Here is a 24,624-nt window from a genome sequence, read left to right on the forward strand (position 1 = left end):
TAATTGTTACGTTTAAAGAGAATTTGCAAGGATTGGTCTCAAAGCCTTGTAAATACTGGCTTGCAAGTTTTAGGACGGGTCTAATGGATAGGCCTTTAGGCGTGGGGTAATAATTGCGTTAGCGAGTCCGCGAGGGTCATTGCGAATTTAAAATTGCGAATTGGTGTGACCAATTGCATAGTTTGCACTACCAAATCACGTAAATCTCGATTCAGCGCTACAGTGCCTTGAGATCCAAACCAACGGTCAAAAATAGCGACATATTGCTGATTTCCATTGACGAATCCTTGCATGAACTTTACCAGAGAATAGTTGACTGTATCCAAGAATTTGGAGTTATTTTCTGGCACCATGCAAGCGATACCTTCTCGTGAATAGGGGCGATCGGGTACGATCGCAAAACTACATAATTCGGTAAAATTGGGTAAAGCAATTTTTGCGCTTGTTAAACAAAGGCATCAGCAAACCCATGCAACTGAAACTCAGTGCATCTCGACTTCCCTTCGCCCCCCTCTTGTTAATCGCCCCCTTTTTCCTATGGGGGACGGCAATGGTAGCCATGAAAGGAGTGATACCCCATACCACACCGCTATTCATGGCAGGTGTGCGTCTGATACCAGCAGGGATGTTAATTCTGATTGCAGCAGCATTTATGGGTAAACCTCAGCCGAAGGGTTGGGCTGCATGGCTGTGGATTGCCTTATTTGCCCTAGTAGATGGAACGCTGTTTCAAGGCTTTTTGGCAGAGGGATTAGTCAGAACTAGTGCAGGATTAGGGTCTGTGATGATTGACTCGCAACCCTTGGCTGTTGCCTTGCTGTCGTTGTGGCTATTCCAAGAACACATTGGTTTTTGGGGATGGCTGGGGCTAGGCTTGGGAGTCACAGGCATTAGTTTAATTGGCTTACCTGATGAGTGGATTTTACATTTTTTCGACTCAGGCGCAAATATGACAATCGGCAACTGGCAAGATTTGTTTGCTAGTGGCGAGTGGTTAATGCTGTTAGCAGCACTATCAATGGCAGTAGGAACAGTGTTGATTCGGTTTGTGTGCCGACATGCTGACCCTGTAAGCGCTACAGGATGGCACATGATTTTGGGCGGATTGCCACTATGGGAAATTTCATCAGTTGTTGAATCCCAGCAGTGGGAGAATCTGGGAGGATCTGATTTCATGGCTTTGGGTTATGCTACCGTATTTGGCAGTGCGATCGCTTATGGGTTATTCTTCTACTTTGCCTCTAGTGGCAGTCTCACAAGTCTTAGTTCTCTCACCTTCCTGACACCCGTCTTTGCGCTACTATTCGGCAATCTTTTCCTCTCAGAAGTCCTCAGTCCGTTGCAGTGGGTAGGAGTATTTCTCACTTTAATCAGCATCTATCTCATTAACCAACGTGATACTTTAGCAGGACAAAACGACACAGTTACTGTCGGCGAGATAGCTAATATACAGCAACCAGTTTTAGAAACATCTGCTAAAAAATTGAACCCCATAAGCCTAGCAGTTAGAGAATCTGAACCAGAAATATTACCCTAACTTGTTAAAATAATTCGTAATTAGTAATTAGGTAGAGAGATGAGGGAGAAATCAATTAAAAATTCAAAATTCAAAATTCAAAATTCAAAATTAAAGAACTTCTGCCTCCTGCCTCCTGCCTTCTTTTTCCCAATGCCCATTCCCATTACCCAATTCCCAATTAAAAATGACAGTTAACATTTGGTCGTCTAGAAGCTATTGTGGTATCGAAGATTTGAAAAGCACTTTCAGGCTGAAACTTGCAATATGAGGCTATGCCGTTCCTCAATTCTGATATTTACCTGTTTTTCTTGTGTGGGTTTTTACCCAAATCGCTCAAGCGCAGCCACACCTAACCTAGCACCTGAAATTTTAGAACTTGCACAAGCTAGTTCGACACTTACTGCTAGTCCGGCCGTTTTGAGATATGGTAGTCGAAAATTAGATGTGCAGAGACTACAAACCCAATTAAAGCAGTTGGGATACTACAGTGGCGTGGTAGATGGACAGTACAACACCAATACGGAAATCGCTGTATCTAAATTCCAGAAAGTAAAGGGTTTAAAATTAGATGGGATTGCTGGCCCGGCGACTCAGGAGAAACTGCAAGCAGCAATGGAGGCTAAAAAGCAGTTTGTCACCTCTCCAAAAGTTACCTCTCCAAAAGTTACCTCTATTGCTCCGACTTCTGCAAATCCCAAAGCATCCGAGAGAGGTTTTGTCTGGTGGTTACTATTTGCCATTGGGGTTCTAGGATGTACTGGCGCACTTTTTTATCTGCTGAGGTCGTTTCAGAAGGTAAAGCAAGTGCAAAAGTCCGAAATATCAGAGCCTAAAAGTTTGAATGAAGCTAACAAAGAACCGATTACACCACCTTTACTGGAGACTGTCACTAGTCTACAAACACCTCCACCACCATTTTCCACACAAATACTGCTACCAGAAAAAACTTCCCGTCTTGCTAAACTCAATATCGTTGACGAATTAATTCAAGATTTACGCAGTTCTGACCCAACGAAGCGGCGCAAGGCTATTTGGGATTTGGGTCAGCAGGGAGATTCGCGGGCAATTCAGCATCTGGTTGACCTGATAATTGATGCTGATTCTCAAGAAAGTAGCTTAATTTTGGCAGCTTTGTCAGAAATTGGCATCCGCACACTCAAACCGATGAACCGTGCTTTAGCAATTTCAATCCAAGATGAAAGTCCACAAGTGCGGCAAAATGCGATCCGTGACCTGACGCGCGTTTATGACATGATGGGTCAAATGAGTCAGATGTTGCACCATGCCCTAGAAGACCCAGATGCCGATGTGCAAGCAACAGCACGATATGCTTTAACTCAGATGAATCGAATACGTGGCTTGCCGGAACAACAGAATCTACAGGAAGACTCTGATAATGATTCACAATAATAGAGCAGGAGTCACGTCGCTTCTCTACGAGACGCTGCGCGAACGCTCCGAATTCAAAATTCAAAATTCAAAATTAATGATCCCCATAAATAAATTTAGGGGCTTGTATCCTTTTCGTTTTCGGTCATTTGATTTTAGATTTTAGATTTTAGATTTTGGATTGAAGGAAAAATCTTAAATTGGCAGTGTACCAAGCTGAATCTGCTGTCAGCTTAAAAATATTTCAACTGGATTTGGATATTGGTATCTGGCCCTGCCACTAAAAATGCTGCTTCGCTAAATTTGGGCGCTCTTGTGCGAATTTCTGGGTTGCTGGAAAATCCAAAACCTTCGCTTGGTATACCAAAAATATTGCTATTGAGAGTGCGGTCATTATTTTGATCGTGGAAGACAGCAACGGCGTAACTACCTGCTTTCAAGTTATCAAAGGTAATTGGTAAGGGATTTTCAGTAATCTTGGTACACTGCTTTTGTAAGACGCGATCGCGATCGCTAGGAAATCCTTTACTGCTAGCAAATATACTGGCACAGACTTGTCCTTCTTGATTCTTCAAGCCATCAATTTCCACGGTGAGTTTGCCGTTAAAATTTGCCTTGGCACTAAATGACCATGCCAAATTTCCCATCACTGCCAATAGCAGCATACTAATTCTTAAGCCTTTAAGCATAAAATTTTCACAAGGTAAAATGCGATCGGTAAATTATTGAAGGAGGCAGAGGGCAGTGTTTTGACTACGCTCAACAACCAGGCAGAAGGTTTTATTCACAAGTGATTCAGACCTGGGAGAGCCACCAAATTTTTAATTTAGTGAGGGTCTTAAACCGTTGCTTTAGACACTTGTTTAAAAACCAGAAACTCAAATAACCCTAGTAGGAGTTTAAGAAATTATTGGCACATCTGTAAATATTTTTTATAGTTCTTCGTAAGAAATTTACGATGTATTTTCTGAAATAGTCAAGTCTTCTTCACTTAATCTTTAATCTTTAAAAAAAATGGCTGATAAATTGCCCAAAATTGTCTTGAATAATGTCAATAAAAAATTTGGTAGGAAGTGGCAAGGAATATCTCATTCTCTGTATCAGTTATTTATTTGTCTGGAAACACACTTTTTCTAATATTAAAAACTCTGATTAAAGAAAAATATAAATACTCCTTCACAGAAATTATGAGACTAGTACAGGATGGCGTAAATAAACATCCCATTTCAAATGGCGCAAGAGCTTGGAATACAATTATGCGTGACTTTTGACTTTTGACTTCCGCCTTGCGGTACTAGTTCCTGATTTCACTTTGGTAAATTTATGCCTAAACGGATAAATTTGACTGATTGTCTATTTACTCAAAACAAAAAACTGTATTTTATGATACAGTTTTTTGTTTTTGTGATGAAATATAACTGATGATGCAACAAAAAAGCAACTATATCCTTTATAGCTACGTATTTTCCAATATCATAATTGGACAATTTTGAATGTTGTTAAATTTTTATACAAAGAGTTAATTCTTTGTGACTTTATAAGGTATATCAATTCATCACTGCACTCAAAATTTTGTATTAAAAGCAACGCAGATTTCCCACACTTATCCTGAGATAGCAGCTGGGTCGAGCTATTTATACAAAATACAGCGTTTTGCAACTACATGACTCACATAGAATTGTTACAACAAGGCTAACAAACCTAATTTCCTTAAAGAAACTGGGTTTAGAGTACCTGTAATATGGGAGACTTGGCAATATTCCCTATAAATCAGATTTAAGATGAGTAACACAATTTCGGATATTGCAGTCAAGACCATCAACGGTGAAGATAAGCAATTAAACGACTACACCGGTCAGGTACTCTTAATTGTAAATGTGGCTTCCTTCTGCGGTTATACTTCTCAATACGAGGGGTTAGAAAAGTTGAACAAAAAGTATGGAGAAGCAGGTTTACGTATTTTGGGGTTCCCTTGTAACGATTTTGGAGCGCAGGAACCAGGAAGCAATGAAGAAATTGTGCAATTCTGCACGAGTAAATATGGTGTTACCTTTGAACTATTTGATAAAGTTCATGCCAAAGGCTCACAGCAGCATCCACTTTATGAGCGACTTACTAAAGCCGTTGAGCCAACAGGAACTGTTGCTTGGAACTTTGAAAAATTTTTAGTTAATAAGCAAGGTGAAGTGGTAGCTCGATTTAATAGTAGTGTCCAGCCAAGTTCACCAGACATAATTGCCACAATTGAGAAAGAATTAGCGAAATAGTCATTAGGTAAAAATTTCTGTACTATTAATTATTGACTGTTAGCTCTGGACTGTTAAAATTATTTACTTCCAGACAATTAATTGAGAATATTCTCTCAATGAGTAGTTTAATTTATTTGTGTCTAATTTGTCATGAACGTTGCAATCATTGGTTGTGGTTATGTTGGTTATAAAGTTGCTCAATATTGGCAGCAAGATATGAATTTTGTTGTCAGTGTAACCACAACTTCGCCTGAGCGTGTCTCTGCCCTACAATCAGTATCTCAAAGAGTTGTAGTTACCTGTGGTAATGACATAGATAGTCTAAAATCAGTTTTGTACAATCAAGATGTTGTACTTTTGAGTGTTGGGGCAAAAAGTGGAGAAGTTTATGAAGAAACTTATCTACAAACTGCCCAAACTTTAGTTTCGTGCTTACAACAGATTAAGAGTGTAAAACAATTAATATACACAGGTAGTTATGCTGTATATGGTGACAGGAATGGTGTATGGGTAGATGAAGAAACACCGCTTGCACCTGCTAATTTAAATGCACAAATTCTCCGCAAAACAGAAGATGTGTTGCTATCAGTATCTAGCGAGAATCTCCGTGTTTGTATTTTCCGGTTAGGAGGGATTTATGGAACTGGTAGAGAACTGTTGAAAATATTTGGTAGATATTCTGGTACAACCCGTCCGGGCAATGGTGAGGATACTACAAATTGGGTTCATCTAGATGATATTGTTGGTGCGATAGAATTTGCCCGTTACCATCGTTTGCAAGGAATTTACAATCTGGTAAATGATGCACATCTCACCAGCCGAGACTTGCTAGATAGCTTATTTGAAAAACATAATTTACCCAAAGTAGAATGGGATACATCTATTAAGAGTACTCGCCCATATAATGCTTGGGTATCGAATGAAAAGCTCAAAGAAGCTGGATACGAGTTGATTCATCCACAGATGATTTTTTAGCAAGTATTAAAAACTAGGAATTATGCAACCATCTGCTGTAGCTAACACAACCAATTTGACAGCATCTCCTAGCCAGTTTTACAGTTGGCAGAATTATCGTTGTGCCTACGAAGTTCATCAACCAATTAATACAACATCTGAGGGCATTCCCTTACTATTAATTCATCCGATTGGCGTGGGATTGTCGCGGCGATTTTGGCAGCGATTTTGTCGCGAGTGGTATAATACAGGTCAATATAATTCAATTTACAACCCTGATTTACTAGGATGTGGTGAAAGTGATATGCCCCGTATAGCTTACACTCCTAGTGATTGGGCAGAACAGTTGCAGTGCTTTTTACAAACAGTAATCCAAAAACCTGTTATTGTTGTAGTGCAAGGCGCTTTATTGCCAGTTGCCATCCAATTAGTCCAAAAGGAATCAAATTTAATTGCCGGACTGGTACTTTCTGGGCCACCAGCGTGGGCTTTGATGACAAATAAACCACCAGAATGGCAGGAAAAATTCCTTTGGAATGTGTTAGATTCGCCTTTTGGCAGTGCTTTTTATCGCTATGCACGCACCCCAAAATTTTTACGTTCTTTCTCGATTCGTCAACTCTTTGCTTCTGAAAATGCTGTGGATGCAGAGTGGTTAAATACATTGCTTGCAGGTGCAGAAAATCCTGCTAGCCGCCATGCAGTGTTTTCTTTTTTAGCAGGGTTTTGGCGAGATGATTATACTAGTTTTATTGACTCGATTCAGCAACCAACATTAACGGTTGTGGGGGAAACTGCATCGAGTATTAGCCAAGACAATAAAAAAGAAACGCCAGATGAACGCTTGGCCCACTATCTTGCTTGTTTGCCTAAAAGTCGAGGTATAAAAATAAATGGGCGTAATGTTCTACCTTATGAATCAACCACTGAATTTGTAGCAGCGATCGCTCCATTCATTAATGAAGTTTCTTAGCCGATTGATAGTTACATTGTACCAGTTCTCCCATGATAGGTTATGACTGGAATTGATTACTAAAGGCAAGCAAAATTATGTTACCCAATCATCGAGGACAAAAAGTACCAAATGTCACTTTTCATACTCGCAAGGACAACCAGTGGGTAGATGTGACAACTGATGAGCTATTTGCTAATAAGACAGTAGTTGTCTTCTCTTTACCGGGTGCTTATACTCCGACTTGTTCATCTACTCATCTCCCTGGCTATAACGAATTAGCTCCGGTTTTCAAAGAAAATGGTGTCGATGAGATTATCTGTATTTCTGTCAATGATGCCTTTGTGATGAACGAATGGGCAAAGGATCAAGAAGTAGAAAATATCACACTTATTCCTGATGGAAATGGCGAATTTACTGAAGGCATGGGTCTGTTAGTAGATAAGTCAGACTTGGGGTTTGGGAAGCGATCGTGGCGCTATTCTATGCTGGTGAAAGATGGTGTAATTAACCAGATGTTTATTGAACCAGAGGAGCCAGGAGATCCCTTTAAGGTGTCGGATGCTGAGACAATGCTCAGATACATCAACCCCCAAGCAGTGAAGCCCGAAGTAGTTTCCCTGTTTGCGAAAGTGGGTTGTCCTTTCTGTGCCCGTGCTAAGGCAATGCTCAAGGAACATGGCATCAACTACGAAGAAATTACCTTGGGTAAGGATATCACCACACGGTCGTTAAAAGCAGTTGCAGGCGCGACAACAGTTCCCCAAGTATTTATCGATGGTAAATTAATTGGTGGTTCTGAGGCATTAGAAGCCTACTTTGCTGCTAAATAGGGTTGCAATACTGCGTAGCTTTTGCCTAAAAAATAGAAATGTGTAGGTTGGGGAGCTACTGCACCCTTGCGGTTTCCCGATTTGTTCGCTTTTAGCGTTCCCGCAAGGTAGCATGTGGCGTTTGAGGAACGAAACCCAACATTTTGCGGGTTTGTTGGGTTTCGCTATTGCTCAATCCAACCTACGAATATTCTTAACCGAGCGGTATTGAGTTGGGGTACACTTCAGGTGAAAGTCATGATATTTTTGACCATAGCCTGATTTGTGAGAATTGAAAGCCATAGATTCCCGACTTCGTAAAAGTTGTCGGGAATTTTGTTTTTCGTCAGCAGTTAACAAATCTTCAGATAGGTAGATATATTTTTGTCCAGCTATTTACTAGCGATCGGATAAAATTGATTCGGATTGAATTTACATTTATTTAAAATATAATATGTTTGCCAGAATTCGCCAAATTTTGAGTCAATTTTTTAGTAAATCAAGGACAATCAACAACGAGCCACTGAATAAAGTCAGTTTAATTGTCATTATTATCATTGATATTTTTATCTTGATTAATGTTTTTACTGGACTCGATGATATTAGCAGGTGGCATATCAGTCCGACTGAGGCTTATCCATGTTATTCAGAGTGGCAAAATTACCGGACAAAAACTACCAAAGATAAAGACTATGAAATTGTTAGACTTTCATTGTCATCTTACACGAATAATCAATTTAGTTTTCGGGGAAACTATCAACAAGCCGAAGCAGGACATCTGGGTAAGGTTTCTCAAACGTGTTTGCAATATGCCGATTACAAAGATAAGATTAAGAATTCTGAAAAGCAGCAAACTATCAAAACTATCGATCAAAAACAAGCAAAAATTAGTAGGCTTGAACAAGCCAATAGCACTATTAAATCTCAGTATGACTCAACGCTATTAGAAAAAATTGCAGGTCAGGGTCGCGAACAATCAATTAATCAAGTCAGTGCTGAAAAAGCTAAACAGGTATTAGAAGAAAATAATCGCCAAATTTCTACTCTTAAACAAGAAACTTCTACTCTTAAAAATGAACTACTTGCCAAACCAGAAAACATTAGTTTTATAGCTTTTCTTAAAGATGACAATCGATTTCAAGAAGTCGATAAAGGCTATCAGCAGGCATCATTTTGGTATCCAAGTATTCAGCTTGGTTTTCAGTCTGTCTTTCTTTTACCACTGATTATCATTGCCTTATCAGTTCATAAATTTGCCCAAAGAAGAGGATATGGACTCGTTTCACTAATTAGCTGGCATTTACTAGTTATCTTTTTTATCCCATTAATTGTTAAAATATTTGAATTTCTCCAAGTAGGTGCAATATTTAAATTTTTATTTGATATAGTCAGTGCCATTTTTGGCGGTTTACTTTTCCTGATAAATTATGTTTATATCTTACTGATTCCAGTTATTGGTTTTGGAATCATCCAGTTTTTTCAAAAATTTGTCTTTAACGCTAAAGTCCAAGCAGCTAGCAGAGTTCAAAAATCACGCTGTGTCAATTGTGCCAAGAAAATTCGACATCTTGATACTTACTGTCCACACTGCGGTTATTATCAGTACATTGAATGCCATAACTGTCATAATCTTACTTATAAGCATTTGTCGTACTGTAAACATTGTGGAACTTCTCAAGTTTCCAGTAATTTGTAATCAGTGAAGTCGTCAATCGGCCTTTTTAACTTAGATATGGAAAAAGAGAAAACAATCAATAAAGAGAGTCAGTCGCCGCTTTCTTTTCTCAAAAACCTGTTGATTGCTCGTTGGCGATCGCTCTTACTTCTTTTGATCGGAGTCTATTTACCTTTGCAGGTTTTTGAAATCCTGACAGTAAAGATATGGGAGAATCAAGCGGGCTTTCCGTGGGATGTACCGATTTTGTTAGCAGTTCATTCTACAACCAACCCACAGTTAGATGTTTTAGCTGTCACCCTAGCTACAATTGGGTTGCCTTGGACGGCGATGCTGATTTTGGGTACGATCGCACTCATTTTACTACTTCAAAAACGCTGGCGATCGCTAGCTTATTTACTCACCACCTCAGCAGGAAGCATCATCATCAACCGCACAGCAAAGGAATTAATGCATCGAGTGCGTCCACAATTGTGGGAGTCCATTGCACCTGAGTCTAGTTTTGCATTTCCCAGCGCTCATGCGATGACGAGTATAACACTGGTAGCAATTTTGTTATTTTTAACTTGGGCTACCTCTTGGCGCTGGTTAGTTCTCATATTCGGCAGCTTATACATCATGGCTATTGCGTGGTGTCGTCTCTATCTGGGGGTTCATTTTCCCAGTGACATTATCGCAGGTTGGATGGTTACATTAGGTTGGACAATTGGTGTCAGTCTAATTATCAAACCGTATACAACTATAGCCAAATCCGTAGATGGCGAACGTCCTAAAGATGAAACTACTTTACTCCCTGAAGAAATAAAGTTGATAAATGAGGATTAATATCAGCCCTCACCCTAAATCCCTCTCCCAAGGTTGGGAGAGGGACTTTGAAATTGGCTCCCCTTCTCCCAAAATTGGGAGAAAGGGTTGAGGGATGAGGGCAAATTTTGCATTTGTGCAAGATGATGATTAAAACCAGAGCAAAGCAAAAAAGTTATCTAGGAGACGACGAAACAAGTGATTGCTACTTTTGGTTTAACTCAATCAGACGATTTACCATCAAAAATAGATTGTCAAACATTAATAGTTGAGATTGAAAAATAAAAAGCGCAGAAATAATAAAATTCTCCTGCTGCTGATTGCGATTGCTAGGGTTTAGGCACATTCAATAGACTGAAAACTTTTGCGTTAGCGTACCCCTCCGAGGAAGCAAGCTACACGCAGCGTCTCGCAGAGAAGGTATCGCTCTGGATTATTGGCTTCAGTAAGCTTATTTTTAATTCAAAAATTGTATCTCAAAATATGGTCTTTTATTTTTTTGTCAGGAACTCGTTTTGTAAGTAAAGCTAATAACTTAATTATCCAAAAACGGTATTGCTATTATTTTTGGCGTTGGCAAAACTTTTAGGTCTACTAGACTTTACCATTCAACCTCTTGGTGATAGAGTGATCCCATTAATTCATATCTATTCAAAACAACAATCAACATAATAATGAAAACATTGCGAGCTTTAATGCCGATCGCGCTGGGTTTACTGACACTATCAGTGGCAAGTTCTGTGAATGCTCAAGCGATAATCGATACTGTAGACAATGGTAATTTAAGTGTGACGGGGATGACACGAGGAAGCGGTTGCACTGTCCTTTTTAGCCCTCAAGGGGAGCTAGTTCAAAATGGTCGTTCCTGTAGTTCAAGAGAAATTGGTAAAGCTCAAGCTGCGATCGATACCTATCTCCGGGAGCAAGGCGCACCTGAGCGCAACAGTGACAACTCAATGCGCCAAAGACTGACCTTAATCTGCTACGGTGAAGGTCGCAAACCAAGTTTTGAAAACCGCAACAGTTATGAATGGAACTCACGTCGTCATCGCTATGAACTGCAAAATCGTGTAGAGTCTTCGACAGACGAGTTCGATTCCGAGGTTCAAGTCGAGATTCGTAATATGCAGGGAAAAATTCATCTGGGCGGAAGGCTCATCCCGCCAATTAATTCAGGCGGTACTGATGGATGGTGGAACCTCAACGATCTCCGTGTCACACCGGAGCAAATCACGGGAAAATACCGGGTGAATGGGCTGAATCATCCGCGTGTTGAGATTGATCGACGCAGTGGACGGATTGCCATTAATGGGATTGAGGATTTCCGTGGTACTTGCGATTCCGGCGACTGGAGTAGTGGTAGAACTCGTTTCTAGTCTGCTGTATTGTTGGGTTTCGTCTTTGTCTTAACGAAACCCATGTCTTCGCAGTTTTTATCTCGCTCCATCGGTGGCATCAAGACCTTCTTGTTTAGCAGTGAAGACTTCGTATTGGTGCAGACGCGATCGCAGGAGCAGTTCCTCTTTTGGCTAATTCCCAAACTGCCTACTAACACAAGCAGTAGTAGCTAACAGCCGTTAAACCAAACCGTGATGTTTTAATGATACGCTTTTCCCGATTGTTGTCGATCGTTCTGGTGGCGATCGCCCTTGCCTTTGCTACCCCTACGCTGCTCTGGAGCAAAACTCCTAAGCCAACTGTTAAGACACCTACCAACGTTTCGCCAACAGCCGCACCTATCAAAAAGTGGCGTGTTCAACTCTGACAGCGTTGCAGGGTCCCAAGCCGGCTCTCTCCAGCTCTATATTTCCCAAAAATGCCAAAGAAGGAACAGACTATGAATGTGGCTATTTAACCGTACCCGAATTGCATCGCCAGCCCAAAGGCAAAACCATTCAGGTCGGTATCGCGATTATCAAAAGCACCAATCCCCAGCCCGCCGAACCGTTACTGTTGTTTCAAGGCGGTCCGGGAGGATCGAGCATTGGAATTTTTCCCTCTCTGTTTGCCTCACCCGATAACCAAGATGGGCAGCGACTGCGAGCCGATCGCAACCTAATTGTGTTCGAGAAACGGGGCAACCGCTATTCCAAACCGTGGTTAACCTGCCCAGAAGTCAAAGCCGTTGAGAATACCGGCAATGAAAACGTCGATGCCAAGGCTGAACGCCAAGCCGTCCAGACCTGTCGCGATCGCCTCACCAAATCAAGGGTGAATTTAGCCGCCTTTAATAGCGTGGAAAGTGCCCATGATGTGGCGGCGCTGGTCAAGGCGCTGGGGTACAAACAGGTAAATCTTTACGGTGTATCCTACGGGACGGAGTTGGTGCAGGATATCATGCGGCAACATCCTGAGATTATTCGCAGCGTAATCATGGATGGGATCGTGCCATCTAATCCTAGCATCGATTCGCAATATGCCGTGATTATTAATCGACTGATTAACCAAATTGATAGCGCTTGCGCCAACGATCCAGACTGCAATTCCCAGTATCCCAGGGTCAAAGCTACCTTTGAAGAAACCTTTAATCGCCTCAACCAAACCCCGGCAGCGATTCAAGTGTTCCGGCCCAAGGCAAGTCCCAAACAAGAACGGCTCAACGGATTTGATCTGGTTAATACCCTATTCCAAATGGCGTACACATCAGGTGCGCCTTTTGTCATGCCTGCTCTGATCCATCAGGCTCATGCTGGTGACTTTTCCCTGATCGCTCAGAATGCCGACTTAACGGAGTTGGTGTCTTTAGCGGGCGATGATTCGGCTGACGGCACCTACTTGTCTGTGAAATGTTCGGAAGATGTCGCCTATATTGGATCGTTGGCTGTGAATGGCGTTTCTCCCGTTGCCAAAGCCTGGGGCACTAAACAATTCCAGGAACTTGTTGATCAATGCAAAATCTGGAACGTGCCAGCCTTAGATTCGGCGAATCGCAACCCCGTGGTTAGCGATCGCCCAGCATTGCTATTCAACGGTGACTTTGACCCGATTACCCCGCCGCCCTATGGCAAGTTGGTGGCAAAAGGGCTACGCAACAGCACAACAGTGCTTTTTTCCGCCAATGGTCATGGAGCAATTGTCAGCGGCGCTTGTTCGATCAATATCATGGCGGAGTTTCTCAAAAATCCCCAGCAATCACCCAATACAAGTTGTGCCACCGAACAAAAAGTGATCTTCATCACCCGCAAAAATACCCTGATCGCTCCCGGCACGACCTGGCTGACGCGATCGCTGCTGAATTTTAATCTGGACGATATTCTCAAACGACTTCTCCTGCTCGGTTGGTTGATGCTATTTCCGGTGGTTTGGTTCCTCAGTTGGTTGATTGTGCGGTTTATTCGCAAGCAGCGCCCCGACCGTCCAACTCCAACAGGCGCACGTTGGGCACCTTGGTTAGGGGTGTTGTTAGCTCTATTGAGTGTGAGTTGGATTGTGTTGCAGATTGTCGAAGTGGGTCTGACGGCACTAACGGGAGGACATGGCGAATTGGGCTACACCCGCATCTTTGTCGGCGTCGATCGCGCCGTTGCCTGGGTTTATGTCATCCCGATTCTGATGGCGCTGCTCTCGGTGGCAATGGCATATTTGGCGGTGCAGTCCTGGAAACAGCATTACTGGGGCAGAGGACGGCGATTCTACTACTCGTTGACGGCAGGTGTCGCGATCGCCTATACTCTTTTCCTTGCCGTTGCCGGACAGTTGACTGTATTCTTCTATTGAAGGCGAAAGAGGGTTCTCCGGGCTGCTCACAAATAGGCGTAGATATAGCGGTGCGATGTAGAAGTTGAGTAAACCTCTTGCATGAATCCTCAAAACCCCACCCCAACCCTCGCCCTTAGTAAGGGGAGGGAGTAAACTTACTCAATTTCTCTTTATAAGGGGGGATTAAAGGGAGTCTATTAATATTCGCGCAAGATGTTTAGTATTATACCAATTCGCAATTCGCAAGTCGCAATTATGAAAGCCTGATATGGCAAAGCTTTTGGGGTTTGGATTTGTATCAGAATTTTAGTGAAATGGTATTAGATGTAGCAACCTGCAATGCTAATCGCTCAGACCTGCAATCAAGACATGGGAACATCCACTTTTTAGGGCACAATGTATGAAACGCTGATTATTTCGTGAATAAGCATCGTCCAAGGAACTTCTCAGACATTGTGCCTTAACCAAGAAATGCGGGTTTCAGCTTTCTCAGCTACCTTTTAATACATCCTCTCAGTACCCTCTGAATTGGATTGTTTGTCCAGATAGCAACTATTTCTTACAATCCTCTGAACCCCCTGTGTAAACAATCGATTGGTAGCGTCCTTCCTCTGTTCGGATCGTTACACAGTAGTTAGTTTTGCCTTCTAGCCAGTAGCCGTAGCCCGAATCATCACTCTTGACCCATCGATAGCCCCGTTCTTTCACTGTGTTTTCTGCCTGTCCTGCCCTTGCCCCGACTAAATCACTTAACCGAGAAACAGTAGTACCCGCCTCAGGCTGACGCCTAGCAGCAGCCCTACGATTTCTGTTACCTGAGTTTTGTCGATTAGCAGATGTATCCCAATAGACAAAAATCGACTCGTTGGCAAGGCGATAAATCTGTCCCCGATCGCCCAGTCCAGCTTGTCGATAGGCAGCATCACCATTTTGATCGCGATAATTGCCGGGTCGATTACCCTCAGGGAGCAAGTCATAGCTAGAACCATTTTCTAGTTGAATGCTAACCGCACCCTGTCGTTGGGAAAAGGTACACCGACCAGAAGATGTGGCACGGTCTTCTCCTTTTGGGAACACATCGCAACGGGCATTCACGGTATCGGCTTTGACGGATACGGGAAAACTTAAAGAAGCGATCGCCAATGCTACTGCTAAAAATAAATTTGAAGATTTGATCGCCATAAAGCTCCTGAGTTATGACAACGAAGATGACATTTTATATCATCCCCTAAATGTGAATTTGCTAGTTGACACTTGCAAAAATTTTTAAACTATCTGGCGTTGTGTCACTCTCCAAAAACTTTTGCAAATTCTGAATTCTAGAGCTTTTGTATAGGAAGCGTAGGCGTAGCCCGCCGCAGGCATCGCCAGATTTTTCTCTTGAAAAAGAATTCAAAAAAAGCAAGTCAGAATTAAAAGCGTGGGGGATTCAGACCTTCTACTAATTGAAGACCACATGGAGATAAAATCGCCATTTTACTTGTCCTAAAATCTCTAAATTAATTGATGATAAAGAATTAAAGTCGGACGATGACCGACACTAATATCAGTTACTCAATCACTTGACCATAGATATGTTCCTGTTTAATCGCTTGCTCCATTCAATAATTCGGTTTGTGCTAGTCAGTATGATGACGATCGCAATGGTGCTTGGTTGGAGTGCGATCGCTCACAGTCAACTACCTTCCTTACCTACCGCAGCCTCCAACGATCCGCACAAGCCACCTAGTGGTGTTACCCGCCTCGGTATGTATGAAATTGCGTCTGTGTATTCACCCTTAGACAGAAGCCTATTGTTTGAGATTGTCTCTCCCACTGTTTTTAATCGTAGCCAACCGCCAGATGGATCTCTTCCAGTAGAGGTACGTGCCGAAGAAATAACGCAACGGCTCATGCGAGCGCTCAACCGAACTAACAAAGCTAAACAAACTCCTCTGGTTTCTATTGCCATTCTGAATCAGGATTTAATCCTCCAGCTCAGTGACGATCAAACGACCCGTCCTTTAAGGCTGGTGACTGTAACAGAGCCAGATGCTGACTACCACGGAAAAACTCTGGAGGAATTGGCGCAGGAGTGGCAAAAAATATTACAAGCAGAAGTAGAACGCATTAATAGACTCTTCTCGCATAAGGTATTGTGGCAACGAATTGGACAGGCACTACAAATCAGCATCGGTTTAGTGTTAGGGAGTGTTGTGTTGTGGTTATTGCGGCGAACTCTAATTCGCAAACAGACGGCATTGCAAGTTCGCCATCAAGAGCAGATAGCTGTGGTAAAACAGGGTGTGGTCAAGCGAGCTGAGGGAGAAACATCCACAACTATTCACACAATAGAGACCAGCGAAAAGAAAACAGATGCAGACACGATCGCCCATCAGCGATCGCAGTTTCTAGAAATTATCCAGCGACAGTTCAGCCTCAAGCGCCAACTGGGGATCTATTCTCTGCTCACATGGCTACTGTTTTGGACATTTATTCTGATGTGGTACATCGGGATTGTGGTCATCATGTATAGCGTCCCCTACCTCATGAGATGGTCGAAGGACGCTTTAGCCAGGCCCCTGGCGCTACTGATTATTTGGTTTTTCATCAGTCTTGTTATTCGGATCGGCAAAACCTTAATTGACCGCCTCACTGATGTCTGGACAACCCATTCCTCTCTCCCTTTGAGTGAAACTCAACGGATTGCGCTACGAGCTGCAACAGTTTCTGGGGCACTCAAAGGATTAATCACTTTTGTTTTCATTACCTTGGGTATCTTGCATTCTCTAAACGCATTTAATATGCCCACCAGTTCAATTTTGGCAGGGGGCGCTGTCATCGGTATCGCCATTTCTCTTGGTTCCCAAAGTCTGATTAAAGATTTGGTCAATGGCTGTTTGATTTTGATGGAGGATCAATTTGCTGTGGGAGATGTAATTGAGATCGGGGATAAAAGCGGACTGGTGGAAAATCTCAACCTGCGGGTGACTCAACTACGTAATAACGAAGGTAAATTAATTACCATTCCCAATAGCAATATCATGAATGTCAGCAATCTAACCCGTCTCTGGTCGCGGGTAGACTTTTCTATTGTAGTGGCGTATGAAAACGACCCCAAGCAGGTTTTAGAGATTCTCAAGCAAGTATGCAAACAATTGTATAGCGAAGTAGAATGGCGCGATCGCCTGCCAGAATCGCCCCAAGTGTTGGGGATTGATGACCTATCCCATACGGGTATGTCAGTGCGCGTCTGGATTAAAACCGCACCTATGGAACAATGGAGCGTTGGGCGAGAGTTTCGTCTACGGGTACGGCAAGCCTTTGAAGCCAACAATATTCAGATTAACGCAAATTGAGGATTGTCAGCTGGAAACGAATAACTTACTAGAACCGCTAAAACCTTTTGCTGAAAAACGCTTCAATATACTACAAAACTTTTTTGCAAAATGATTAAATTAAGAACAGCCCTCAACATATTCGACTTCTGGCAATTTACCCGCTCTGAACTCAGTGACAAGTTTACCATCAGTCTCGAAGACTAGACGATAGTTGCGATCGCCACGGTCTTTCGGGATGAAAGTTAGGTAATGTCCGTTTTGGACGTATTTATGAGGTGTGACTTGAATTTGTCCTGGGTAAAGGGACTTGATTTGCGCTTCTGTGTCGCCAATTTTTGCACCTTTGAGGGTAGTAATCTGATTATTTTGCCTCACATCTACTCTAGAAATCCGACCTTTTGTCACCATGAACGAAAGATTTTTGGGTTCATTTTGTGGCTTAACATAATAGCAATTATTATTTGGTGCATCGCCCACTAGCTTAGTACCAGCAGCCTTTGCCGCTTGAGGGACAGTCATTCCAACTTGTACTGCGCCGATGCCGTTGATAAAAAGTTTTGACTGATTCGTTAGTTTCGCCTTTGCTACAACTGTGCTGACAGTCAAAGAAGAAACTGTTAGCATTACGGTGACAAAAGTCAAGAATTTAGTTTTGCTATTCATAATTGGGTATTTTCCTCAGTTACAGCAGCGGCGTGTGAGCCTTCCTGAGCCGCTCCTGTGCCAATTTGCAAAACAATTTTGCCGCGTGTGCGCCCACTTTCGGAAAGTTGGAATGCCTTTTTCACTTCTACGAGCGGCAAAACGGTTGCGACGTGCGCTTTTAATCTGCCTTCGTCAACCAATGCGCTGATGGCAGCTAATTGTTCCGTATTTGGCTTGCAATAGACCCGTGCGGACTTGACGCCAAATTCCTGCGCTTTTTCTTCAGACGGAAACTCCACTGACGTTACCAGAAAGCCACCTTTTTTCAAAGTTTGGAACGCTCTTTCAAACGTGTCGCCGCCGACCGCATCGAAGACGACATCAACGTCTTTGACGACTTCTTCAAAGTTTTGCTTCGTGTAATCAACGAATTCATCCGCGCCTAAATCTCTGATGAACTCTTCATTGCGTCCCGAAGCCGTACCGATGACGTATGCGCCTTTTGCTTTGGCAAGTTGAACAGCCAGCGAACCGACTCCCCCTGACGCGCCGGTTATCAAAATTCTTTGCCCACTGCTGAGATGGGCTAAATCAAAAATCGCCTGCCATGCGGTCAACGCGCCGAGTGGAACCGCCGCCGCGTTCTCGAAATCGAGACTTTGGGGTTTAGACGCAATATCCTCCATTTTGGCAACCGCGTATTCGGCGAAACCTCCAGAGCGTATGATGCCGTAAACCGCATCGCCTTCTTTGAAACCTCTGACATCATAGCCAATTCTTTCGATTGTTCCGGCAATCTCGCCGCCAAGCATGATGGGTAGTTTCAGACCGAGCCTTTCGCCCAAACCGTTACGGATTTTCCAGTCAACCGGATTAACCCCCGCGGCGTGAACTTTCACCAAAACTTCGTCCGCCTTCGGCTTTGGGCGTTCGACATCGGCATAATTTAGAACGTCATCATTGCCGTATTCTTTGATTACTATTGCTTTCATTTTCCTCGCCCCTGTTTAATTCAATGGATATGGCAGAATTGGCTCATCACTCATAAAAATCTGCGGCGCTTACCGACATATGGAAACCCCATACTTACTTTTTAGCTCTTCTATAGTAACTTTTCACTCCCCCTCTCAAGCAGTTGCATCTAAAATGGGTTTATTGGCCCAGACTATCCAGACGCGATCGCCATTTTTACATAAGTTCTCGTTTTCGTTGAATAGATAGTTTTCTGGCTGCTGACATTACCCAGTTTAAAAAGAAGAATTGTATCGAGTAGAGTGCAGCCAGATACGAAGCTTCCACAACCTAAGTCCCAGGCTTGTAAACGTAGATTAATTCTACCTCCTGCCCCCTGCCTCCTGCCTCCTAAGATTTAACTTCTCGTTCTAAAAAATGGTTCCTTCCAAACGAGTTTATTTATTATTGGTTTTGGGTATTGCGATCGCCCCGATCCTATCCTTATTTCTAATTGTTAGAGTAACCATCGCTATCACTGTGCTATTTAATGCCATCATTCTCGGACTGATGGTTGTAGATGGTTTACAGGTGCGGCGTTCTCGCGTGCAAATTAGCCGAGAATTACCGTCACGATTATCCATTGGGCGAGATAATCCCGTAATGCTAAAGGTGACATCACCAAATACCGACGCCCAAATTGAAATCTGCGACTATTACCCAACAGGATTTGGCGTGTCTGCACCTGCACTCAGCGCCATTGTTCCCAGTAACAGCACTGAGGAATTAACGTATACCGTCCACCCGACACAGCGGGGAGAGTTTCCTTGGGGAAATATTCAAGTCCGACAGTTGGGACTTTGGGGATTAGCTTGGGATGATTGGCAAATTCCCCAAAGTCTACCAGTGAAAGTTTATCCTGATTTAGTGGGATTGCGATCGCTGACAATTCGTCTGACACTGCAATCATCGGGATCAATGCGCCAATCTCGCAAAACTGGTATTGGCACAGAGTTTGCCGAATTGCGAAACTATCGCACTGGTGATGATTTGCGGTTTATTGATTGGAAAGCTACCGCCCGTCGAGTTGGCGTTTATGGTAATGCCATGCCACTGGTGAGGGTTCTAGAACCAGAACAGGAACAAACATTACTGATATTACTCGATCGCGGACGCCTGATGACGGCAAAAGTGCAGAATTTGCAGCGATTTGACTGGGGATTGAATGCAACTTTATCTTTAGCTTTGGCAGGTTTACATCGAGGCGATCGCGTGGGTGTTGGTGTATTTGACCGCCAGATGCATACGTGGATTCCCCCAGAACGCGGTCAACATCATTTGAATCAGCTAATTGATCGCTTAACTCCAATTCAACCAGTGTTATTTGAATCTGATTATTTGGGGGCGGTGACAAATGTTTTGCAGCGACAAACTCGGAGGGCGTTGGTGGTGGTGATTACCGACTTAGTTGATATTACTGCCTCTACAGAACTCCTAGCCGCACTCTCCAAGTTAGCACCCCGCTACCTTCCATTTTGCGTTACTTTGCGAGATCCACAAGTTGATCGTCTAGCACACACCTTTACAGATGATGTCGCAGGTGTTTATACCCGTGCAGTAGCACTAGATTTATTAATGCAACGACAAGTAGCTTATGCCCAACTGAAACAAAAAGGTGTATTGGTGCTAGATGCACCAGCAAATCAAATTGCCGATCAGTTAGTTGAGCGATATCTGCAACTCAAAGCGCGAAATCAACTTTAGTAATTGTTATTCTAACTTGTGTATTTTTATTCAATTATTTAGCGGAGGCATAAACTTTGCTTAAAATTATCCAGGTAGAGACTGATGAACATAACTCTCATATCTAGGAAGTGTTTTGGGAATATTTTAATGAGACTAAGTTAATATTCAGCAATCAATTCGGTATCAATTTAAATGTTAATACATTCTTTGAGCAATATATAACTCAAGTCCACGAATTTCTACCCCCTTCAGGGCGCTTGCTTTTGGGACAATATGAGGAAAAAATAGCTGGTTGCGCTTGCTTGCGAAAGATTGGTGAAGATATTGGCGAAATTAAAAGAATGTATGTAAAATCAGAATTTCGCAGAAAAGGAATCGGTCAGTCTTTATTAGAAGCTATCATCAATGAAGCTGCCTACATTGGTTACTCTAGGATACGTTTAGACAGCGCCCCTTTTGCAAAGGAAGCACAGGCACTTTATCATATATTTGGCTTTCAAGATATCGAGCCGTATTTGGAAAAAACAGAGATTCCTCTAGAACATCGAGCCAACTGGGTTGTTATGGAATTAGTTTTAAAATGATCGATATCCGTTGTGAAACTCTGCTAGACTACACAGCAATAGCTGAGGTGAATACATTAGCCTTTGGGCAAGAAAACGAAGCTCAACTTGTGGAGAAAATTCGCTATTCTGACCGTTATATTTCCGAACTTTCTCTAGTTGCAGAGGTTGAAAATGTTGTAGTCGGTCATATTTTATTCAGCTATATTGACCTAGTAGGTGAAGAAACACTCCAGGTACTTGGTTTAGCACCTTTGGCAGTTCATCCACAGTTTCAAAGACAAGGAATTGGCAGTGCACTAATAAAAGCAGGGTTAGAAATAGCAGAGGTAAAGAAAGAAGCCATAGTAATTGTACTAGGTCATCCTCAATTTTATACTCGCTTTGGCTTTAAAACTGCTGTTGTTTATGAAATCGAGTCTTCCTTTCCAGTACCAGAGGAATTTTTCATGGTGAAAGCACTACAAAGTTATCAAAAGCAGTATAAAGGCAAGGTTGTTTATCCAGATACTTTTAATGAAGTATAGTACAATACAGTTCAGTTAAGCATTTTTTCCTTCTCTTCTCTACGAGAGGCTGCGCCAACGAGACACTGCGCGTAGCTTGCTTCTGGGTAGCAGTACGCGATTCGTTATTACTCCTGACTTTTCACAGGATGTGGAGAAGCGGGAATAGTTCGCGGGCACATTATTCGCGAACCCACTACTAATCTTTGTTGTATTTAGAAGTTTCTTCGATTAAATCTTTCAAACCCTGGTTTAAAATTTTAATTGAACGATCTAATGCTTCGATTTTGGCTTTTAGAAAAATTTGTTCTACAGCATCCAGGTATGCTTGACTACCAGCTTTACCTAAATGCTTGTAACGAGAACTCTTACCATCAGTCTTTGTTGGAAATATTGCCATACTAGCCTGTAGTTTATAATACCAATACGCTGAATTCCTGCCTTTAGCGAGATAGCGAACAATTGAACAGGAAGATGCAGCTACTTCTCCCGAAGCACTTGCACTTATTGCTTGGATTTCTTTCTCAAGATGCTCTCTAGCTTGAACTACGCAATGTATGCGTGCATATAAATCTTCTTGGGGTGACGGTTTTGAGTTATTGGGCATAAAACAAAAAATATACGGTTCGCGAATAACTTATACGAACCATTCTTGGCTCTACAAAGCTTTTAAACAATTAAAATTAAACCATTAATTTCAAAATGTAATAAGTAATACAACAAAATGTAATAAAGAATACAACAAAATGTAATAAAGAATACAACAAACAATTTTGGTACAAGGTTTCCAACTCTAACTAACCTCTTCACCAAACTTGTATCTCAATTACACTATTTTTTATATATTCTAAGTATCCTCCTAGCCACACTATTGTGCGTATTGTCCGATCAATAGTGAATTCCACATTATTTTTCGCTTTGGAAATGTACTAGCAAAGAGCAGATACATCTGTAATTTAGTTAACATCTATGATGCAAGAATTTGTAGTTTAGTTCAGTACAAATAAGTCATTCGTAATAGTTTTGTTGATACAAATAAGTCATTCTTAATAGTTGCTCGCTATAAATAAGTCATTCTTAATAGTTTTGCCGATACAAATAAGTCATTCTTAATAGTTGTACGGCAATCAGAGTCAAAAAACCTATTATCAAAGATATCTCTCATCCACCAAGCGATCGCTTTCTGCTTTGCAGCCCATTTCAGAATTTGATAATACTCTTCTATCAACGATATGTATACCAGCGGAGAATAGAGGCAGTATTTTGATGTGTGATAGCAGACTTGCTTGTTAATACCTGAAATCGAAAAATCATTTTATCTATTTACGGTTCGCGAATATCATTCGCGAACCACTACTGTTCTTAAAATCGCCTGAAAAGCGACTAAATATTTTCCGCATAAATAGTAATATTTCCATTGCAACTTCTCAGTGATTTTTCTATTATTATATTGATAAACTTCTTGCCACTGTAGCCTAAAACGGCTCTAGGACTAGGATTACAGAGGATCTAAAAATACCTAAAATCAGTTACAGCGAAATGCTTTTCAAACAACCTATAAATCCAAAATGAGGTAAATAGCTTGACAGTGTGAGGTTTTCTATGATCGTAAGAAAAAAAAATTATGTAAAACTACTATTTATTCATTTCTAATAGTGCTATTCTTTTTTGTGGCGGAAAAAACAATCAGTAGATTGTACTCAGAAAATAATCCTAAATAGGAAGTTAATCAAAGGTAAACAGGAAGTTAACAAGGGAGAAGTATGCTTAAAATTCGTGATTTAGACTGCCAGCAGAGTTACTTAGAATCTCTAAATGATCTGAAAGCTGAAACCTTAATTGGAGGCGCTGGTACTACGATTTTAGTATTGACAGGTGGAACCGTGGCTGTTATCGACGACACAGGAGCTAAGATAGACGCTAGTACTATTAGTTCTGCTTCAATAACAGCAGACATTTTCGGTAATAAAACAGTAACGGGTGGAACTTTGATTAAAGCGACAGTAACACGACCCAAGCCAAGATAATACGAAGACGACGTTAGTCTCAAATAGCTTTTTTCAAGTTCCGCAATAGAATTTAACGGAAGTACTCTGACCGTTAGAGTATGTTTGCAAATTCAAACATACTCTAAACTAGACTTTATCCAAAATTAAGAACTTGGTTTTCTTTATCCAGTAAAAACCTTCGCTTTTTGGCAAATACTTTTTCAACTTCACAGATTCTTGATGAAGTTAAAAAAGTAAAACTAATGTTGCACAAAGATTTCAGAGGTTGTTTGAAAAGTGATTGGCTGTGATTTTAATTGCGTTGTTACCTCCCTTAGTCCCCCCTTGTAAAGGGGGGAAACAAAAAAATCCGGTTCCCTCCCCTTTACAAGGGGAGGGTTAGGGAGGGGTAAAAAAATATCATCAATCATGATTTTTCAAACATCCTCTCAGGGGTAGTGTTCACCTTGCTAAAAAATTGGATAAGGTCGAGCTAATTTTATAGTCGAATAAAATAACAATTCGCTTGCTTACCACTTTGACTTCAAGTGCTTTTGCTTTAAGCGCTTTTAGATAAAGAATGGTGCGAAAAGTGCTGGTGTTCCAGATAATTACTCTAAAAGTGAATTATCAACCCAGTTCTAATTTGCATATTAATTATTCTGAAAATTAAGAACTAAGGCAACAATTTAGGTGGCGTTATCCTCCACCTAAATTGTTGTTTTTTAGCAAATATATCAAAAATAAATTTACAAAAGTTAAGGAAAAAAAGTGTTGCAAAATTTTCTAAATTGTTTATAGTTATTGTGTTGAACTAAAGCAGTTCAAATTTCAATTAATCTTTTTTGAATA

Annotated in this window: 22 protein-coding genes and 1 pseudogene; 17 read left to right on the top strand and 6 right to left on the bottom strand. The window is 41.7% G+C overall.

Annotation, left to right across the window (positions count from 1 at the left end):
* Positions 1 to 95: 95 nt before the first annotated feature.
* A pseudogene (locus tag HWQ40_RS15495) lies at positions 96 to 404 on the bottom strand (hypothetical protein); the annotation flags it as partial.
* Between the two features lie 65 nt (positions 405 to 469).
* On the opposite strand from HWQ40_RS15495, the gene HWQ40_RS15500 reads away from it, so the two are divergent.
* Both HWQ40_RS15500 and HWQ40_RS15505 read left to right on the top strand, forming a co-directional pair.
* Positions 470 to 1,537, top strand: a complete 1,068-nt coding sequence (locus HWQ40_RS15500; protein ID WP_292779216.1) for an EamA family transporter — start codon at positions 470 to 472, stop codon at positions 1,535 to 1,537.
* 246 nt (positions 1,538 to 1,783) lie between these two features.
* Positions 1,784 to 2,929 (top strand): peptidoglycan-binding protein, encoded by a 1,146-nt coding sequence (locus HWQ40_RS15505; RefSeq protein ID WP_292779219.1) that lies wholly within the window; start codon positions 1,784 to 1,786, stop codon positions 2,927 to 2,929.
* A 212-nt stretch (positions 2,930 to 3,141) separates the two neighbouring features.
* On the opposite strand, the gene HWQ40_RS15510 is transcribed toward HWQ40_RS15505, so the two are convergent.
* Complete coding sequence (locus tag HWQ40_RS15510) at positions 3,142 to 3,597, bottom strand: DUF2141 domain-containing protein (protein ID WP_292779222.1); 456 nt, start codon at positions 3,595 to 3,597, stop codon at positions 3,142 to 3,144.
* A 1,092-nt stretch (positions 3,598 to 4,689) separates the two neighbouring features.
* Here HWQ40_RS15510 and HWQ40_RS15515 point away from each other — a divergent pair.
* The 10 genes from HWQ40_RS15515 to HWQ40_RS15560 all read left to right on the top strand — a co-directional run bounded on the left by HWQ40_RS15515 (position 4,690) and on the right by HWQ40_RS15560 (position 14,071).
* Complete coding sequence (locus tag HWQ40_RS15515) at positions 4,690 to 5,175, top strand: glutathione peroxidase (protein ID WP_292779224.1); 486 nt, start codon at positions 4,690 to 4,692, stop codon at positions 5,173 to 5,175.
* Between the two features lie 132 nt (positions 5,176 to 5,307).
* Entirely contained in the window at positions 5,308 to 6,132 is an 825-nt protein-coding gene (locus HWQ40_RS15520) for an SDR family oxidoreductase (RefSeq protein ID WP_292779227.1), read from the top strand.
* 22 nt (positions 6,133 to 6,154) lie between these two features.
* Positions 6,155 to 7,084 (top strand): alpha/beta hydrolase, encoded by a 930-nt coding sequence (locus HWQ40_RS15525; protein WP_292779229.1) that lies wholly within the window; start codon positions 6,155 to 6,157, stop codon positions 7,082 to 7,084.
* Positions 7,085 to 7,161: 77 nt separating this feature from the next.
* Positions 7,162 to 7,896: a glutathione peroxidase gene (locus HWQ40_RS15530; protein WP_292779232.1), complete on the top strand. Its 735-nt coding sequence runs from the start codon at positions 7,162 to 7,164 to the stop codon at positions 7,894 to 7,896.
* 433 nt (positions 7,897 to 8,329) lie between these two features.
* Positions 8,330 to 9,571 carry a hypothetical protein gene (locus tag HWQ40_RS15535; RefSeq protein WP_292779235.1) on the top strand — a complete coding sequence of 414 codons (1,242 nt, stop codon included), beginning with the start codon at positions 8,330 to 8,332 and terminating at the stop codon, positions 9,569 to 9,571.
* A 36-nt stretch (positions 9,572 to 9,607) separates the two neighbouring features.
* Positions 9,608 to 10,375, top strand: coding sequence for a phosphatase PAP2 family protein (locus tag HWQ40_RS15540; protein WP_292779236.1), 768 nt, complete (start codon positions 9,608 to 9,610; stop codon positions 10,373 to 10,375).
* A gap of 653 nt (positions 10,376 to 11,028) precedes the next feature.
* On the top strand, positions 11,029 to 11,730 hold the full coding sequence (locus HWQ40_RS15545; RefSeq protein WP_292779238.1) for a hypothetical protein: 702 nt from the start codon (positions 11,029 to 11,031) through the stop codon (positions 11,728 to 11,730).
* Between the two features lie 42 nt (positions 11,731 to 11,772).
* Positions 11,773 to 11,925 carry a hypothetical protein gene (locus HWQ40_RS15550; RefSeq protein WP_292779239.1) on the top strand — a complete coding sequence of 51 codons (153 nt, stop codon included), beginning with the start codon at positions 11,773 to 11,775 and terminating at the stop codon, positions 11,923 to 11,925.
* Positions 11,926 to 11,954: 29 nt separating this feature from the next.
* Entirely contained in the window at positions 11,955 to 12,119 is a 165-nt protein-coding gene (locus tag HWQ40_RS15555; RefSeq protein WP_292779241.1) for a hypothetical protein, read from the top strand.
* A complete protein-coding gene (locus HWQ40_RS15560) occupies positions 12,101 to 14,071 on the top strand; it encodes an alpha/beta hydrolase (RefSeq protein WP_292779242.1) in 1,971 nt (656 codons plus the stop codon). Before HWQ40_RS15555 ends, HWQ40_RS15560 begins: the two co-directional genes overlap by 19 nt.
* Positions 14,072 to 14,605: 534 nt before the next feature.
* Here HWQ40_RS15560 and HWQ40_RS15565 read toward each other — a convergent pair.
* Positions 14,606 to 15,235 carry a hypothetical protein gene (locus HWQ40_RS15565; protein ID WP_292779244.1) on the bottom strand — a complete coding sequence of 210 codons (630 nt, stop codon included), beginning with the start codon at positions 15,233 to 15,235 and terminating at the stop codon, positions 14,606 to 14,608.
* A gap of 392 nt (positions 15,236 to 15,627) precedes the next feature.
* Here HWQ40_RS15565 and HWQ40_RS15570 point away from each other — a divergent pair, with 392 nt between their 5' ends.
* Entirely contained in the window at positions 15,628 to 17,391 is a 1,764-nt protein-coding gene (locus HWQ40_RS15570) for a mechanosensitive ion channel family protein (protein WP_292779246.1), read from the top strand.
* A gap of 99 nt (positions 17,392 to 17,490) precedes the next feature.
* Here the strand turns inward: HWQ40_RS15570 and HWQ40_RS15575 are convergent, their stop codons facing one another.
* Positions 17,491 to 18,036, bottom strand: a complete 546-nt coding sequence (locus tag HWQ40_RS15575; RefSeq protein ID WP_292779249.1) for a hypothetical protein — start codon at positions 18,034 to 18,036, stop codon at positions 17,491 to 17,493.
* A complete protein-coding gene (locus tag HWQ40_RS15580; RefSeq protein ID WP_292779251.1) occupies positions 18,033 to 19,010 on the bottom strand; it encodes an NADP-dependent oxidoreductase in 978 nt (325 codons plus the stop codon). Before HWQ40_RS15580 ends, HWQ40_RS15575 begins: the two co-directional genes overlap by 4 nt.
* A gap of 397 nt (positions 19,011 to 19,407) precedes the next feature.
* Here HWQ40_RS15580 and HWQ40_RS15585 point away from each other — a divergent pair, with 397 nt between their 5' ends.
* The 3 genes from HWQ40_RS15585 (at position 19,408) to HWQ40_RS15595 (ending at position 21,805) form a co-directional block, all read left to right on the top strand.
* The gene (locus tag HWQ40_RS15585; protein ID WP_292779254.1) at positions 19,408 to 20,733 is read left to right on the top strand and encodes a DUF58 domain-containing protein; all 1,326 of its coding nucleotides are present in this window, start codon (positions 19,408 to 19,410) and stop codon (positions 20,731 to 20,733) included.
* Between the two features lie 110 nt (positions 20,734 to 20,843).
* Complete coding sequence (locus tag HWQ40_RS15590; protein ID WP_292779257.1) at positions 20,844 to 21,299, top strand: GNAT family N-acetyltransferase; 456 nt, start codon at positions 20,844 to 20,846, stop codon at positions 21,297 to 21,299.
* Positions 21,296 to 21,805 (top strand): GNAT family N-acetyltransferase, encoded by a 510-nt coding sequence (locus HWQ40_RS15595; protein ID WP_292779259.1) that lies wholly within the window; start codon positions 21,296 to 21,298, stop codon positions 21,803 to 21,805. Before HWQ40_RS15590 ends, HWQ40_RS15595 begins: the two co-directional genes overlap by 4 nt.
* Positions 21,806 to 21,983: 178 nt before the next feature.
* Here the strand turns inward: HWQ40_RS15595 and HWQ40_RS15600 are convergent, their stop codons facing one another.
* The gene (locus HWQ40_RS15600; RefSeq protein WP_292779261.1) at positions 21,984 to 22,391 is read right to left on the bottom strand and encodes a hypothetical protein; all 408 of its coding nucleotides are present in this window, start codon (positions 22,389 to 22,391) and stop codon (positions 21,984 to 21,986) included.
* Positions 22,392 to 23,547: 1,156 nt separating this feature from the next.
* Between HWQ40_RS15600 and HWQ40_RS15605 the strand changes: the two genes are divergently transcribed.
* Positions 23,548 to 23,811 carry a hypothetical protein gene (locus tag HWQ40_RS15605; RefSeq protein WP_292779263.1) on the top strand — a complete coding sequence of 88 codons (264 nt, stop codon included), beginning with the start codon at positions 23,548 to 23,550 and terminating at the stop codon, positions 23,809 to 23,811.
* Positions 23,812 to 24,624: the final 813 nt, after the last annotated feature.

This window comes from Nostoc sp. NMS9 (assembly GCF_017114995.1).
In the GTDB taxonomy this organism is placed as follows: Bacteria; Cyanobacteriota; Cyanobacteriia; order Cyanobacteriales; family Nostocaceae; genus Nostoc.

Coding starts and splice junctions, on each gene's coding strand:
- HWQ40_RS15500 (WP_292779216.1), top strand. CDS start 470: ATGCAACTGAAACTCAGTGCATCTCGACTTCCCTTCGCCCCCCTCTTG.
- HWQ40_RS15505 (WP_292779219.1), top strand. CDS start 1,784: ATGAGGCTATGCCGTTCCTCAATTCTGATATTTACCTGTTTTTCTTGT.
- HWQ40_RS15510 (WP_292779222.1), bottom strand. CDS start 3,597: ATGCTTAAAGGCTTAAGAATTAGTATGCTGCTATTGGCAGTGATGGGA.
- HWQ40_RS15515 (WP_292779224.1), top strand. CDS start 4,690: ATGAGTAACACAATTTCGGATATTGCAGTCAAGACCATCAACGGTGAA.
- HWQ40_RS15520 (WP_292779227.1), top strand. CDS start 5,308: ATGAACGTTGCAATCATTGGTTGTGGTTATGTTGGTTATAAAGTTGCT.
- HWQ40_RS15525 (WP_292779229.1), top strand. CDS start 6,155: ATGCAACCATCTGCTGTAGCTAACACAACCAATTTGACAGCATCTCCT.
- HWQ40_RS15530 (WP_292779232.1), top strand. CDS start 7,162: ATGTTACCCAATCATCGAGGACAAAAAGTACCAAATGTCACTTTTCAT.
- HWQ40_RS15535 (WP_292779235.1), top strand. CDS start 8,330: ATGTTTGCCAGAATTCGCCAAATTTTGAGTCAATTTTTTAGTAAATCA.
- HWQ40_RS15540 (WP_292779236.1), top strand. CDS start 9,608: ATGGAAAAAGAGAAAACAATCAATAAAGAGAGTCAGTCGCCGCTTTCT.
- HWQ40_RS15545 (WP_292779238.1), top strand. CDS start 11,029: ATGAAAACATTGCGAGCTTTAATGCCGATCGCGCTGGGTTTACTGACA.
- HWQ40_RS15550 (WP_292779239.1), top strand. CDS start 11,773: ATGTCTTCGCAGTTTTTATCTCGCTCCATCGGTGGCATCAAGACCTTC.
- HWQ40_RS15555 (WP_292779241.1), top strand. CDS start 11,955: ATGATACGCTTTTCCCGATTGTTGTCGATCGTTCTGGTGGCGATCGCC.
- HWQ40_RS15565 (WP_292779244.1), bottom strand. CDS start 15,235: ATGGCGATCAAATCTTCAAATTTATTTTTAGCAGTAGCATTGGCGATC.
- HWQ40_RS15570 (WP_292779246.1), top strand. CDS start 15,628: ATGTTCCTGTTTAATCGCTTGCTCCATTCAATAATTCGGTTTGTGCTA.
- HWQ40_RS15575 (WP_292779249.1), bottom strand. CDS start 18,036: ATGAATAGCAAAACTAAATTCTTGACTTTTGTCACCGTAATGCTAACA.
- HWQ40_RS15580 (WP_292779251.1), bottom strand. CDS start 19,010: ATGAAAGCAATAGTAATCAAAGAATACGGCAATGATGACGTTCTAAAT.
- HWQ40_RS15585 (WP_292779254.1), top strand. CDS start 19,408: ATGGTTCCTTCCAAACGAGTTTATTTATTATTGGTTTTGGGTATTGCG.
- HWQ40_RS15595 (WP_292779259.1), top strand. CDS start 21,296: ATGATCGATATCCGTTGTGAAACTCTGCTAGACTACACAGCAATAGCT.
- HWQ40_RS15600 (WP_292779261.1), bottom strand. CDS start 22,391: ATGCCCAATAACTCAAAACCGTCACCCCAAGAAGATTTATATGCACGC.
- HWQ40_RS15605 (WP_292779263.1), top strand. CDS start 23,548: ATGCTTAAAATTCGTGATTTAGACTGCCAGCAGAGTTACTTAGAATCT.